General features: G+C 49.6%; 10 protein-coding genes. 4 read left to right on the plus strand and 6 right to left on the minus strand.

Annotated elements, in window-relative coordinates; translation table 11 throughout:
* Nucleotides 1–49: 49 nt before the first annotated feature.
* A complete protein-coding gene (secDF, locus tag ACFOET_RS07015) occupies nt 50–3,064 on the minus strand; it encodes a protein translocase subunit SecDF (RefSeq protein ID WP_379020983.1) in 3,015 nt (1,004 codons plus the stop codon).
* Between the two features lie 259 nt (nt 3,065–3,323).
* A complete protein-coding gene (locus ACFOET_RS07020) occupies nt 3,324–3,788 on the minus strand; it encodes a hypothetical protein (RefSeq protein ID WP_379020985.1) in 465 nt (154 codons plus the stop codon).
* A gap of 114 nt (nt 3,789–3,902) precedes the next feature.
* Here ACFOET_RS07020 and ACFOET_RS07025 point away from each other — a divergent pair, with 114 nt between their 5' ends.
* Nucleotides 3,903–4,499 carry a porin family protein gene (locus tag ACFOET_RS07025; RefSeq protein WP_379020987.1) on the plus strand — a complete coding sequence of 199 codons (597 nt, stop codon included), beginning with the start codon at nt 3,903–3,905 and terminating at the stop codon, nt 4,497–4,499.
* Between the two features lie 81 nt (nt 4,500–4,580).
* Nucleotides 4,581–6,056, plus strand: coding sequence for an IMP dehydrogenase (gene guaB, locus ACFOET_RS07030; protein WP_379020989.1), 1,476 nt, complete (start codon nt 4,581–4,583; stop codon nt 6,054–6,056).
* Nucleotides 6,057–6,083: 27 nt separating this feature from the next.
* Here guaB and lat read toward each other — a convergent pair whose 3' ends face one another.
* Nucleotides 6,084–7,418, minus strand: coding sequence for an L-lysine 6-transaminase (gene lat, locus ACFOET_RS07035; RefSeq protein WP_379020991.1), 1,335 nt, complete (start codon nt 7,416–7,418; stop codon nt 6,084–6,086).
* Nucleotides 7,419–7,540: 122 nt separating this feature from the next.
* Nucleotides 7,541–8,440, minus strand: a complete 900-nt coding sequence (locus ACFOET_RS07040) for a 1-aminocyclopropane-1-carboxylate deaminase/D-cysteine desulfhydrase (protein ID WP_379020992.1) — start codon at nt 8,438–8,440, stop codon at nt 7,541–7,543.
* Nucleotides 8,441–8,495: 55 nt separating this feature from the next.
* Between ACFOET_RS07040 and ACFOET_RS07045 the strand changes: the two genes are divergently transcribed.
* A complete protein-coding gene (locus tag ACFOET_RS07045; protein WP_379020994.1) occupies nt 8,496–9,533 on the plus strand; it encodes an RluA family pseudouridine synthase in 1,038 nt (345 codons plus the stop codon).
* A gap of 74 nt (nt 9,534–9,607) precedes the next feature.
* Complete coding sequence (locus ACFOET_RS07050; protein ID WP_379020996.1) at nt 9,608–10,480, plus strand: aminotransferase class IV; 873 nt, start codon at nt 9,608–9,610, stop codon at nt 10,478–10,480.
* On the opposite strand, the gene ACFOET_RS07055 is transcribed toward ACFOET_RS07050, so the two are convergent.
* Entirely contained in the window at nt 10,481–11,800 is a 1,320-nt protein-coding gene (locus ACFOET_RS07055) for a type IX secretion system plug protein (protein ID WP_379020998.1), read from the minus strand.
* A 5-nt stretch (nt 11,801–11,805) separates the two neighbouring features.
* On the minus strand, nt 11,806–13,719 hold the full coding sequence (locus ACFOET_RS07060; protein ID WP_379020999.1) for an ABC-F family ATP-binding cassette domain-containing protein: 1,914 nt from the start codon (nt 13,717–13,719) through the stop codon (nt 11,806–11,808).
* Between the last annotated feature and the right edge of the window lie 18 nt (nt 13,720–13,737).

The following is a 13,737-nucleotide window of genomic DNA, read 5'->3' on the forward strand; positions in this document are numbered from 1 at the left end:
CGGAAACCGCCAGCCCTTATGAAGTAGTGTCCTTAATTGCTAATGAAAACTATACCCTTGATGGTTTAGGAGTCGTTTTATTAGCCGACTCGACATCCACGGAATCAACAGTTTTTGAGTTGCTTTGCAGGTCAGCGACCATCGGGGCTGCCAAGAAGATTGAGGAGTAAGTAGCTACGATAATACCGATCAGAATAGCGAATGAAAAGCCCCGTATCACTTCGCCACCGAACACAAACAACACCGCCAGCACAAATATTACCGTGAGGGACGTAATTACCGTCCTGCTCAGCGTTTTGTTAATAGCGAGGTTGATCGTCTGACCCACGTCCTCGTTTTTGTGTTTTGACAACCCAAGGTTTTCCCGCAGGCGGTCGAAAACCACAACGGTATCATTGATCGAGTAGCCAACGACCGTAAGCAGTGCTGCAATGAAGTGCTGATCGATATCCAAAGCAAAAGGCACGACGCCATCGAGTAAAGAAAATAGGCCCAAAATAACCAATGCATCATGTACCGTTGAAACCGCTGCTCCGGCACTATATTGCCATTTGCGGAAACGTATCAAAATATACGCCGCGATAACCAATATAGAGAATAGACCAGCATAAACCGCCCTTGCTTTCATGTCACTGGCTATCGTCGGGTTTACTTTGTAGGAGCCCAATACTTCGTAACTGTTGTTGTCGAGCTTGGTCAACGCTTCATCAACTTTGGATAACACCTCATCATTAGCCTCATCGCTAGTTTCGTCGATAAGGTATGTAGTGGTTATCCGTACTTGGTCTTGTGAACCGAAAAGCTTTACCTCTGTAGTGGCGTTGAACGCACTATTGAGATGCCCGCGTACTTCCTCCAGATTTATAGGTTGTTCGAACTGGACGGTATAGGCACGACCACCTTGAAAATCCACGCCTAAGCTGAATCCTTTTGTAAAGATTGAGACCAGGCCGATGACGACGAAAATAGCCGACGCCGCATAAAATTTCTTGCGATTCTGAACGAATGCAAAGTTGGCATTCTGCAACGTTTTCTCGCTCCATGGAAAGGAAAGGGAAATACTCCAGCCTTTGGTCAGCATCCACTCGAAAATCACCCTTGAGATGAATATGGACGTGAATAACGAGGTGATGATACCGATCATCAACGTTGTTGCAAAGCCGAGGATCGGACCGCTACCGAAAAAGAAGAGGATCATCCCCGTGAGAAATGTGGTAATCTGGGAGTCTAAGATGGAAGACATTGCGTGCTTATACCCATCAGCGACGGCTTGTCGGACCGATTTTCCAAGCCGGAGCTCTTCACGGATTCGCTCATAGATCAAGACGTTGGCGTCCACCGCGGTGCCCATCGTCAACACGATACCCGCGATGCCGGGGAGGGTCAGTACAGCGTTCAGTGACGCCAGAATGCCCAGGATAAAAAACATGTTAAACAATACGGCAATGTTTGCTACCAAACCCGCGCGATTGTAATAGGCAATCATGAAAATCAGCACGAGGACGAGGCCGATTACCGCTGAATTGACGCCGGCGTCGATTGCGGCTTGTCCTAATGTAGGGCCAACCACTGCTTCTTCGACGATTTTCGCGGTAGTTGGAAGCCGTCCGGCCTTCAATACGTTAGCAAGGTCTTTGGTGTCTTCAATGGTAAAATTGCCTGTGATCTGGGATATGCCATTCGGAATTTCACCGTCTACCCGTGGAGCTGAATAAACCACACCGTCCAGCACAATGGCGATTGATTGTTTATTATTCGGATCTGCAGACGCCGCCGCTGTAATTTTTCTCCATTCCCGGGCACCTTCGCTGTTCATGTACATGGTCACCATCGGGTTGTTGGACATCGGATCAAAATCGTCTCTGGCATCCGTCACGACGTTGCCGCCCAATATCGGCCCGGCTTCTGCTCCGCTCGGCTTGATGGCATAAAGCTCCAGTTGTTCGGGGCTACGGGGGTTGGGTTTGACACCCCATAGGAGCTTGACGTTGCCTGGGATGATCTGTTTCACCACCGGATTTTCAAGGTAACGGTTTACCTTTGCAGTATCCCGTAACTGAGCATAACCTACAATAGGTCCGGGCGCTAATACCGGTTGGTTATTCGGTGCCATGGCGGTTGCAGGGCGCAACACGTTGAACAGTGGATTTTGAAGGGCCAGTTGGCTATCGAAGGAGTCGGTGTCCAACGAGTCACTACCGCCGCCTAGTGTAGCTAGCAGGCCTGCATCTGTGCTATCGGCGTTAGTGGTGTCAGCTACTGCGGTTTTGGCCGCCTGTTCGGTTTCTTTCAACGTCGACGCGAGTGCTCTGTTGACATTTTCAAGCATGGGGTAAATTTCCATGTTGTCGTATGTCTCCCAAAATTCCAATCGCGCAGATCCTTGCAAAAGCTTGCGTACGCGATCCTCATCAGTAACGCCCGGTAACTCGATAAGTATACGGTTGGTACCCTGCTGAAGCTGGATGTTGGGGGACGTAACGCCGAATTTATCGATCCGAGTACGCAGTACCTTAAATGAGTTGTCGATTGCACTATTTGCTTCACGTTGAAGGAAGCTCTCCACCTGCGAATCAGTACTATTAGGTTTTACATGGGCGGTATTGTCTTTTGTGGCGAAGAAACTCGCCAGCGGCGTATTGGGGTTGAGTTTTTTGAATTCGTCAACAAACAGGCTTATGTATCCGGCCTGACTGTCTTTGCTGCGGGTGGCCGCGTTTTCCAGCGCCTTGTTGAAATTTTCGTCTTTGGGGTTATTGGCGAGGTTACGCACCAATTCCTGCAATGACACTTCCATGGTCACATTCATGCCGCCTTTTAAGTCCAGCCCCAACGCGATTTCATTACCCTTGGCTTCACGGTAGGTATATTTGGCGATGCCCAAATCGTACACCACTTCTCCCGCCATCGAATCCAGATACGCCTTCTCTTTCGCCATGTCACCCTGCGCATAAGCCGCGGCGTCCCGTTCTACTTTGCGGGTTACGAATGTGAATGACAGGGAATAGAGGCACGCAATGGCGACCGCTACTACCAAAAATTTAATCAGCCCTTTACCTTGCATTTTCTTACTTCGCTAGTATTACTTATTGTCTTTATAAAAATTAGTTAAGATCGGCAAAGGTATAAAATTTTTGTATATTACAACTCGTTGCATACTTGATTTTCGTGGTTGAAATAATGGTTGGGCTAACCTGGAAGCAATTGATGGCAGCACACCCTTGGGAAGGCCGATGTATTGACGGCGCCGGGGTGCTCCGTCCAATAAAAAGCCCCGCGACGTGCGGGGCGAAGAATCTACATCGGTTGTCGTGTCTACACGATTAAAATGTGAATTTGAAGGCGACGCCGAAACGGCCGGGAATAAATTCAGAATACTCTCCCAATGCCCACATCGGTCGCCAATCCAAGCTGGCAGCGAGGGGAGCCGACGGTATCTTGAATTCCATGCCGCCAGCCGGACGGATGATGAAGTAGGAGTCTTCCCGTCGAATAGCCACTTGCGGGCCTACACCGACATACCACGAAAGCCCCGGCGCACCGGCGACCCCTTGGTTATACGAGTATTCCGCACCAATAATGGTGGTCCTTCCGGCAAACAAAATCATCGCCTGACCAGCATTATTGGGAGAGAAGAAATGCTTGATATGCGGGCCGACGAACGTACGCCCATCGCCGGCGTCGATGAATAAGCCAACACCTGTGCGGTAAGATTGCGCATCCGCCCGATGAGAAACGCCGCATACTATCAAGGCGCAGAAGAAGGAGATGAAAATAACTTTTTTCATAATACGATTTGTTTTTGTTGTATCATTGCAAAAAAAATACCAAAAGTGAATATTGACGTCGCTAGTCTTCGGAAATCTCTTGATTCATGTATTGAACGCCTTTAAACCTCTGTCGTGAAAAAAAAACTTATTATTTTGGTAGCTGCAATGGCAGTAAACTTCCAACTACATGCGCAAAAAAAGGTTACGCCGGGCATCCGGGCGGGCGTAAACGTTGCGACATTGAGCAACGTCGACGCGGATTTCAAAACAGATTTCTACGCAGGTGGCTTTGTTGGTATCAACCTGGGACAGCGCTACACGTTGCAGCCTGAACTGGCCTACACCCGCCAGGGTGGCAACAACGTTACCTTTGTCGAGGGAGCGTCAGAGCGGAAGGAGAATGTGGCTGTTCAATACCTTTCGCTTGGGGTGATCAATAAGTTTTATTTCGTTGAGGGTTTCCACGGTATGGTCGGTCCGTCGCTGGATATGAGGATTGGCAAGAACTTCCCCCGTGTAGACTTCAGTGATGACAATTATGGCGGAGTTGACATGGGAATCTCGCTTGGACTTGGCTATTCGTTACCCTTCGGCCTCACGGTCGAAGGTCGGTTTAAAACCGGTTTGCTTGATGTATTTAACCATGACTACTTTTCAGGGATTTTCGACGATCCGGATAGCATATCGCTCAACCGTGTCATTCAGGTCGGCGTAGCGTATTCCTTTTGAAGCTGCGAGTTTTTTATTTGTATAAGACACAAAAAATAAGTAATTTTGCCCGGCAAATAATAGTTCCAATACATATTTGCCATGCATTTAGATCCCGAAAAATTCGTAGCTGAAGGTCTCACCTACGACGATGTGCTTTTAATTCCTGCTTATTCAGAAGTACTGCCGCGTGATGTGGATACCAGCACGCATCTCACTAGAACCATCCGGCTCAACATCCCCTTGGTATCTGCTGCGATGGATACCGTCACCGGCGCGGATCTGGCCATCGCCATTGCCCAAGCGGGAGGGCTGGGTATGCTCCATAAAAATATGACCATCGCCGATCAGGCGGCAGAGGTCCGCAAGGTAAAACGTTCGGAAAGCGGTATGATCCAGGATCCGGTTACCTTGAGTGAGCACGCAACGGTTGGTGATGCATTCCAGATTATGAAAGAGCACAAAATCGGTGGCATACCAATCATTGACGGCAATGGTAAACTAGTCGGGATTGTGACCAACCGAGATCTCCGTTTCCAGAAGGATATGATGCGTCCCATCGTCGAGATGATGACGAAGGAAGGGCTTATCGTGGCTCCGGTAGGCACTGACCTGGTTAAGGCGGAAGCGATTCTTCAGAACCATAAAATTGAAAAGCTACCTGTTGTAGATGATGACCATATTCTTGTTGGCCTGATCACTTTCAAAGACATCCAGAAATATAAACATTTTCCCAACGCAGCCAAAGATAGCCATGGCAGGCTACTGGTGGGCGCAGCGGTAGGGGTGACAGTTGATACGTTGGATCGGGTATCGGCTCTGGTAAAGGCCGGCGTGGATGTGGTGACAATAGATACCGCCCACGGGCATTCAAAGGGCGTAATCGAGAAACTAAAAGAGGTAAAGGCTGAGTTTCCCAATCTTCAGGTTATTGTTGGTAACATCGCCACTGCCGAAGCAGCGGTGGCGCTGGCCGATGCAGGTGCCGACGCCGTAAAGGTAGGAATTGGCCCGGGGTCCATCTGTACCACAAGGATTATCGCCGGTGTCGGCGTTCCACAGCTTTATGCGGTATATGAAGTGGCCAAAGCGCTCCACGGCAGCGGTGTGCCCGTAATCGCTGATGGTGGCATCAAACAGACGGGCGATATTGCCAAAGCCATTGCTGCTGGAGCGGATACAGTCATGGCGGGTTCGCTCTTCGCTGGTGTGGAAGAGGCGCCGGGCGAAACCATCATTTACGAGGGGCGGAAATTCAAGTCGTACCGGGGCATGGGTTCCGTGGAGGCTATGGAACAGGGCTCAAAGGATCGGTACTTCCAAGACGTGGAGGACGATATTAAAAAGCTGGTGCCAGAAGGCATCGTGGGGCGTGTGGCTTATAAAGGCACGCTGGCCGAAGTGGTATATCAATACGTCGGGGGGCTGCGAGCCAGTATGGGGTACTGCGGCGCACAGACGATTAAGGCGTTGCAAGGAGCTCGATTTGTGAAAATCACGGGGGCAGGCCTGCGGGAAAGCCATCCTCACAATATTACGATAACCAAGGAGGCGCCGAACTATCACAGCCGGCCATAATACAGAAGTAATAAGGTCGGGTGAACGCTATTGAATACATGCCAAAACACGATCGGCGATCGCCATTCCCTTATCAATATCCGCAGGTTGCATAATCAGTGCGGGCCTGAACCGGATAGAGCGCTCGCCGCATCCAAGGAACAGCGCGCCGTTGTCCATGCCGTTTCTTAAGAAGGCGTCGCGCGTGTGCTTGTCAGGCAGGTCGAAGGCACAGAAAAAGCCTGTTCCGCGCACGTTAGAGAGGGAGTTATGGCGGGATGCCAGGTCGGCAAGCTGCTGCTGCAAATAGTTGCCGGCGCTTTCCACGTGTTGCAGGAGCTGATCTTCCTCGATGATTTCCAGAATCTTAGTCGCGCGTACCATATCGACCAAGCTGCCACCCCATGTCGAGTTGATGCGTGAGGGCACACGGAACACGTTGGTGTCGATTTCATCCACACGGGTGCCGGCAAGTATACCGCACACCTGCATTTTCTTTCCGAAGGCAATGATATCCGGTCTCGCCCGATCGCCAAAATGCTCATGCCCCCAGAATTTTCCCGTCAGTCCGACTCCCGTCTGTACCTCGTCATAGATCAATAACGCCTCGTTTTCATCGGCCAACACACGCAATTGTTCCATAAATTCGCGGCGGAAGTGGTTATCACCGCCCTCGGCCTGAATAGGTTCAATGATGATGGAGCAGATATCGTCGCGGTGGTCTATGAATGCCTGCTTGATCTGGTCAATGCTCCGCTGTTCTTGCCCGGCTACCGCTTCGAGGTTTCTGGCCGTCAATGGAAAAGCCAGCTTCGGGCTGGTTACGCGCGGCCAGTCGAATTTTGCAAACCACTTTGTCTTATCCGGTTGCGTGTTTGTTAGGCTCAGTGTATAGCCCGAGCGTCCATGGAATGCCTGTTCAAAATGCAGTACCTTTGTTCCCCTTTCATAGCCATAGCCCTTTTGGAAGTTTTTCTGGACCTTCCAGTCCATCGCCGTTTTCAGCGCATTTTCAATGGCGAGTGCTCCACCCGAGACGAAAAAAGCATGTGGAAGGTAATCCGGGATCGCTATACGAGCGAACGTTTCGACGAACTGTGCATATTCTAACGTATATACATCGGAATTGGAAGGATTTGTCAGTGCAGCCGCCAGCATGCTTTTGGTAAACGACATATCGCCAGTCATCTTGGGGTGGTTGTACCCCAGGGGGACGGATGCGAAGCAGGTGAAGAAATCGAGCAGCTGACGCTGATGTTTTGAATCGTGGATGATGACCCCCTGACTGCGCTCCATATCGAAGGTGATATCGTATCCATCTGCTAAAACATGCTTTGATATCGTCTGATGTACATCTTCCGGCGTAATGGCTATTTTATACATGCATATATGGATTGGTTATCCCCAAATATAATCTGTTGACTTGTGCAAAACAAACTTTTTAGCGGTATTTTGCCTGTTTATGCGGCTTTTAGGGGTTTAAATCGTTTAAACCAATATTTCACTTAAACGCTTTCGAACCGCTTATACATGCCAAGGATTCCCGTGAGTCCGCCAGTGTGAATGACAAGGATGCTATCTCCTGGCTTGAAATAATCTTGGGAAGCCAGGTCGAAAACACCATAGAATAGTTTGCCGGTATATACTGGTTCGATAAGCATACCCGTATTTGCGCTGAATTGGCAAATGAAGCGCTCAAGCGTGGCCGTTGTCTTTGCGTAGCCGCCGAAGTGATAGTCTGTGTGCAATACGATGCCATCTGCTGCGACTTCAGGATACAGCTCCGCTACCGCTTTTTTGATAAAAGCGCCTCCAGCAAGTACAGGAATGCCGTGTATGCGAGTATGCAATCCCTTGCTATCCAGCCCCATACATAGTCCGGCAAGGGTGGTGCCCGTACCGCAGGCACAGAAAATATGGTCATATACCGTGTCTAATTCGTTGATAATTTCTTCGCATCCCTTTGCAGCGTCCAAGCCATATCCGCCTTCCTCTATGAAATAAGCCTTTTCATCTTGGGTGGCAAATGCTGCGAAAAGGCCAGCCTTATCCCTGTAGGCGTTTCGGTCGACAAACCGCAGCCGCATGCCGAATATGCGGCACAGCGAAAGGAGTGGATTAGATACAACCTCGCCGCGGACGAATGCCGTAGTCTGGAATCCGAATTTGGCACCGGCACATGCGGTAGCAAGCAAATGGTTGGACCAAGCCCCGCCGAAGGTGACGAGGTGCGTCTTTCCAAGACTTCTTGCCGCCTGTAGCACATATTTCAATTTCCGCCATTTATTGCCCGATATAAAGGGGTGGATCATGTCGTCGCGTTTGACATAGACGTTTACTTCCCTGTCCTTGAACAAGGGAACATCGAGCGGTTCGACCGGGCTATGAAAATCAAACGAAAACATGCTGTTTTTCGCAAATATAGCAGATTTTACCCGGGTTTTTAGCTAAGTTTGCACCATGGGAGATATTCAGGAACTGCAAGAATCTGACGAACAGGATTTGTTTGAGCACCTGCGTATCGTCGTGGATAAAGGGCAGGCGTTGTTGCGTGTGGATAAGTTCTTGATGAACAGAATAGAGCATGCTTCCCGTAACCGGATCCAAAACGCGATAGCGGCTGGAACGGTACTGGTAAATGGGCAGCAGGTAAAAGCCAGTTATAAGGTAAAGCCGCTGGATACGGTCTCAGTCGTTTTGCCCCACCCGCCTCGTGATACGGAGATTTACCCAGAAGACATCCCATTAGACATTCAATACGAAGACGACGACCTACTGGTAGTAAACAAACCTGCAGGCATGGTCGTGCACCCAGGTCACAACAACTATACCGGCACGCTGGTGAATGCGCTCGCGTATCATTTCGAAACATTTCCTCAATTGCCCGGAAACGATGGTCGGCCCGGACTGGTACACCGGATCGATAAGGACACCAGCGGCCTGCTGGTAATCGGCAAGAACGACTGGGCCCTGACGCACTTAGCCAAGCAATTTTTTGATCATAGCATATCGCGCAGGTACATTGCGTTGGCATGGGGGGATATCGCCAGCGATGGAAGTGTTACCGGATATATCGGCCGCAGCGCCAAGGACCGCCGGGTAATGAGCATGTATGATGATCCGGATAAAGGCAAGTGGTCAGTTACGCATTACCGTGTGTTGGAACGGCTCGGCTACGTGACGCTGCTCGAATGCCGGCTGGAGACTGGCCGCACCCATCAAATCCGCGCGCATTTTCAGTCGATCGGACATCCGTTGTTTAATGATGCGGTATACGGTGGCGATCGCATTCTTAAGGGAACGGTGTTCAACAAGTACCGGCAGTTTGTGGATAATTGCTTTTCCTTGCTGCCCCGGCAGGCTCTTCATGCGCAAAGCCTCGGATTCGTTCACCCCAGGTCTCGGGAATCGCTGGAGTTTAATACGCCGTTGCCTGACGACTTCCGGCTATGTCTGGAAAAGTGGCGTGGGTATGTTTACGCCAACTTAGAGAGATAAAGGAGCGCGAAAAGCAATGATGAGCAAGTAAGAAGCTTGGAGTAAAGGACTAACGTTTTCAGATCAGCAAGTACATGCCGCTACATTATATTGATTTTAATAACAAGTTTATTCCGGAAAATGACGCGATATTTGTTTCGGACAACCGTTCCTTCCGTTACGGCGATGGCCTGTTTGAGACCATGCGATGGATGGACGGCGATATCCGTTTTCTAGCTTACCACGCGGCAAGGCTTCATGAGGGCATGCGCATGTTGCAATTGGAGCATACCCCGGCATTAGACGCCGATATGATCCGTTCCCGAGCAGCTGCACTCATTAGGAGAAACGAACTGGAAGGCCAGCATGTTCGGATCCGGCTTCAGGTTTATCGGGACGGCGGAGGACTATACAGCCCACAACAGAATAAGGCGGCATACGTGATGAGCGTTTCCCGGCTCGATCCAGACGATGTAAAACACCGGAAAGTCGGGCTCATTGTAGATGTTTATACTGAATACCGCAAGCCGTACAGCGAGCTGTCAAAATTGAAGTCGGCTAATTCCCTGATCTATGTCATGGCAGGACTGCACCGAAAGAAGAATGGGTTGGATGACGTGCTGATACTGAATCAGGAAGGATATCTCTGTGAATCGCTAAGTTCTAATGTCTTCATATGGTATGGCAAAAAGCTTTACACACCCGCCATCAGCGAGGGGTGTATTGACGGTGTAATGCGAAAAGTCGTAATCAACATCGCATTGGCCAGCGGGTTGGATGTGATTGAAGCGCAGATTAGTCCAGCCGTCATGCTTGAAGCGGATGAAATTTTCCACACCAACGCCATTCACGGTGTGCAATGGGTGATGGGCTACAAGCAAAAGCGTTATTTCAACCGAATCTCGCGCATGCTGCAGGAAAAGCTGCTTGCGGTGGGGGGTGACGATGAATATGCCAATATGCCTTAGTTACTTGACGGTATCAATATCAGCGTACCCGACCAGCTCATCCCAGGTCGTCCCTTGACGGCGTACATAAACCAATATCTGGTAAGTGTTGTCCGTTTCAAAATGGTTTCCGCTGGAAAAAGATACATCGATCTCGCCCGATGAATTGACATAGGCGTATTCGTAGTCATACAAGCCCTGTTTAAGCAGGATGGCACCCTGCCATTTTTTCTGGGAGTCGTTGTACGCCATCCTGTTGATCTCATCAAGCCTGTAATTGTTGAATCCGCCTACAACGTATACCGCGCCGTCGCCCCCCTTGTCATCCAACAATGCAAAGGTAACCCAGGCATAGTCCGATTCGGTGTCCGCGCTGGCCTTATCTTGGTTGCGGATAAAAAACGCCCCATTTTCATCGAACACCGAGGCGTAAGACGCATCGGTGTACTTCTCATCCGGTACAAGATCTATCCTTACGGCACTGTCTAGGCGGATGTTTGCCACGCGTTCTGACGCCAGCCGTAAACTGCGGAGATCTATATACCGAAATTCATTGCCGCCCGCGAAATCCAAGGTGTTATTGTCGTTATAGATCAGTTCATTGTTGTTGACGAACCGTGGAGTAGTGAGCCATTCCCTGATATCGGGGCGGTTGTTTTGCATAACCAGGATTTTGACGTCCTGATAGGGGTTGTTTATGGTAAGTCCGCCTGTACTGATTCTGAGGTTCAGTTTCTGGTTTTTATTGCGCTTGGAAATATCGATTGAAGGAAATAATTCAGTGTAAACTGGCATAAGCGGCGAAAGTACATAGAAGCGCCGGGTGATGACCAATCTGCTTTTGTCGGCATCTTCGTAAACCTTCAGCAAGTAGTTTCCGGCTAATTTCGGTCGGATGTTGCTGGTCGGGAAATCAACACGGTAATGGGTATAGGGCTGGAGGGTATTTACCGACGTTTGGTAATCTAAGACTCGTTCTTCATTAAAACCCTCGGCGTATTCGAGCGGGGAGAGCCTGCTTGGGTTCCAGTTGGCGTCGCAGTGTTCGATGCTGAAATAATAGTTGCGAACATCGGCCCTGAGGTCGTCAAATGACAACGCTAGCCTGTCACCGCTGTGCAACTCGATGACAGGCAATGCATTCTCCTGCTCCGCCGGGAAAAATTGAACACTTTTAATAGCCTCAAGGTAATTGACATTATCATAGACCAGCTCCTGTTGGGGGCTGCGTTCGCGCGTTGGGCGTTTTTTGCGGGCTTTCTGTGCTACCACGCCGAAGCCAACGTGGATGAGCGCTAACAAGAGAATGGATTTTTTGATCATAAAGTCATACTTGTTCATGCCGATTATCCCTCCTCCAGCATCATGATCTCTGAGGCTAGCTTCTCCCACTGTTCTTGCACTACCCGAAGTTCTTTTTTCAAGGATTCATACTGTCTGGAGATTTCCCCCAATTTCTGGCTGTCGGAATAAATACGTTCTTCTGCCATGGCCACTTCAATTTCTTTTATCGCGTGTTCTTTCTCGGTGATACGCTGCTCGATACCTTCCAGTTCCTTGTGCAACTTTTTAGCCTGACGTTCCTTGTTGTCATCCTTTTTCAGCGGCTCTTCCTTGGCTGGTTTAGGTGGTTCAGCGGCCTTTTGCGTGTCAATTTTCTGGGGGCGCTTAGCTTGCCAAGCTTCATACTCTTGATAAGTTCCAGGGTATTCTTTAATTTTTCGGTCTTCAATAAACCAGATTTTATTGGCTACGTTGTCCAGTAAATAGCGGTCGTGCGATACCAGGATAAAGGTCCCTTCGAATTGCCTGAGCGCCTGTATAAGAATGTTGACGGACTGGATGTCCAGATGGTTGGTCGGCTCGTCGAGTACTAAGAAATTAGCATCGGCGGTAAGTGCTTTCGCTAATGCCACCCGCGATTTTTCGCCACCTGAAAGTACCCGTATCTTTTTGAATACGTCATCGCCGGTGAAAAGGAAACAGCCAAGGATGGAGCGCAGCTCGGTTTCCGAATGCTTGGGGGCGAATGCCTGCAGCTCCCGCAGGATTTCGTTGTCGAGGTGGAGCGCTTCCAACTGGTGTTGCGCAAAGAATGTTTGTGTGACGTTATGACCAGTCTCGCATTTGCCGGTAAAATCTCCGTCTGCACCGGCCACAATGCGCAACAGGGTAGACTTGCCCTTTCCGTTGGCGCCGATTAAGGCAATTTTATCACCTTTTTCAATGATCGCGTCGGCGCGTTCGAGAATGGGAATGCCGGGATACGACTTAGATACGTTTTCCAGCATTACCACATGCCTGCCGGATTGTTTGCTGAACTTAAAACGGAAGTTTACCGTGGGATTGTAGTCATCCACGTCATCCACTTTTTCCATGCGCTCGAGCGCTTTGATCCGGGACTGCACCATCTTGGCCTTGCTGGCCTTAGCTCGGAACCGTTCAATAAGCCGCTCCTCCTGCTTGATTTTTGCTTGCTGATTCTTATATTGATTGCCCTGTATCTCTTCACGTAAGGCTTTCTCTTCCAAATAGAAACTGTAATTTCCGGAATATTGGATCAGTTTTCCTCGCTTTGACTCGACGATGGAATCGACTACGCGATCGAGGAAGTAGCGATCATGGGACACAATGACGATGGCACCCTCGAATGCTTGCAGGTAGCTTTCGAGCCACTTGATGGAAGGAAGGTCAAGGTGATTGGTAGGTTCGTCTAACAATAGGATGTCGGGGGCTTGGAGCAGGATTCGAGCAAGCATGACGCGCATGCGCCATCCTCCAGAAAACTCGGAAAGGGTGCGTTTTTGGTCACTGTCGCTGAAGCCCAGGCCCGCGAGTATCTCATGGGCCCGGTACTCGATGTTGTAGCCGTCAAGCGCCTCGAACTCTGTTTGCTTGTCACTAAGTTTCAGGATTATATCATCTGAGTAGTCTTTTTCAAGTTTCTCAAGCAACCGCTCTATTTCGGAATGCAATTGGTTCTGACGTTCGAAGGCTTCCATTGCGACGTGCAGAATACTTTTGTCGGACACATAGGACAGCAGGTCCTGATTGAGGTAGCCGATTTTAATGTCCTTTGCCATTGATATGCTACCCGAAGTAGGCTTATAGTCACCAACAATCAATTTCAGCAACGTGGTTTTTCCGGTGCCGTTGGCTCCTATAAGTCCAGTCTTATCGCCGGGCTTGATATGCCAGTTCGCTTCATCATACAGGGCACGGGCGCCTATTTCGAACGTAAGGTTGTTTATCGCAATCATATTGGTTGCAAAGGTACG

The organism is Parapedobacter deserti, from assembly GCF_042646065.1.
Lineage (GTDB): Bacteria > Bacteroidota > Bacteroidia > Sphingobacteriales > Sphingobacteriaceae > Parapedobacter > Parapedobacter deserti.